Origin of the sequence: Pseudomonas sp. Irchel 3F6 (genome assembly GCF_900187595.1) — a bacterium.
GTDB classification, from domain to species: domain Bacteria; phylum Pseudomonadota; class Gammaproteobacteria; order Pseudomonadales; family Pseudomonadaceae; genus Aquipseudomonas; species Aquipseudomonas siliginis.
In genome coordinates this window covers 1-1,214 of sequence record NZ_FYDP01000013.1, presented here as the reverse complement: position 1 = coordinate 1,214, position 1,214 = coordinate 1, and the positions used below count along the sequence as shown (strand labels likewise).

Below are 1,214 nucleotides of genomic sequence, written 5' to 3'. Positions count from 1 at the left end.
GCTCCTTGTATGTTCCCCACACACCAGCATGAATGAGATCTAAGCTCGCTGGTGCGACATACGAAGATGTGTTTCTGGGGGAGACCGATCGCTCCTTAAGGCAGGACTTGCTCCTGACCTTGTATGTAGAGAGGTCCCCCCGCCTCATTGCCCACCACGAAGAGTATCGAGAAGCCGACGAGTCGGACTTCGCATTACAAGGTTGCAGTGGCATGAAGTTCGAGGTCAGGGGAACCAGGAAGCATTTTTAACTCAGTTCTCTTGGAGTTGAAAGCATGAACATGCACGTCGGTTTGGATGTGGGATCTCGCACTACAGCGATGGGCTGGCGCAATGGCGGCCGTTTTGCAGGTCAGTGCAATATCGACCAGACACCGGCGGGGCGCAAAGCTGCTGTCGGCAAGTTACTTGAGCTCAAGCCTATATCTGTGGTGATGGAAGCCACCGGAATCTACTACCTGGACTTGGCCATGGAGCTCGCTGCGGCGGGTTTGCCAGTCTCGGTTATCAATCCGAAGAGTTTTCACAACTTTGCAAAGCTGATGCTGAAAAACAGCAAAACGGACGCAATCGATGCCCAGTTATTAGCTGAGTACGGCGAACGCATGAGCCCAAGGTTGTGGACGCCGCCCACTTCAATACAGCTTGAGCTACGCGCTATCGGTCGCCACATCAATCGTTTGACGGGTCATCGCACCCGCGCCAAAAACGAGCTGCATGCACTAAAAGCCACTCAAACAACTCTTCTGATGCTGATTGAAGACGAAGAAGAAGCCATCAACGCCTTTGACAAACGAATCGAGCGTTTCCGACTCGCTGGTCGGGCACTGATCGACAACTGCCCAACGTTGAGCGCCCAGTTCGCCCACATGATCGCCGCCCCTGGCATGGGTGAGATCTCAGTATTTGCGGCGCTGGCTGAACTGACGACCTTACCGGTAACGCTCAAGTCAGCGCAGGTCAGCCGCCATGCCGGACTCGATGTCCGACTCACGCAATCAGGCACCAGCATTGATAAACCCGGCCGGATAAGTAAGGGCGGCAATGCCTATTTGCGATCAGCGATGTACATGCCTGCGCTGACCGCCATACGTTGCGACCCAAATGTGAAAGCGTTTTACGAAGCCTTGGTGGCTCGAGGAAAGAGGAAGATGCAGGCTATTGTCGCAGTCATGCGCAAATACCTGACCGGACTATGGGCCTGCATGCGGGCA

1 protein-coding gene is annotated in these 1,214 nt (G+C 54.5%); it reads left to right on the top strand.

Going from position 1 to position 1,214, the window contains the following annotated elements:
* Positions 1–275: 275 nt before the first annotated feature.
* On the top strand, positions 276–1,214 hold a 939-nt coding region (locus CKW30_RS26580; RefSeq protein ID WP_095182452.1), incomplete at its 3' end, for an IS110 family transposase.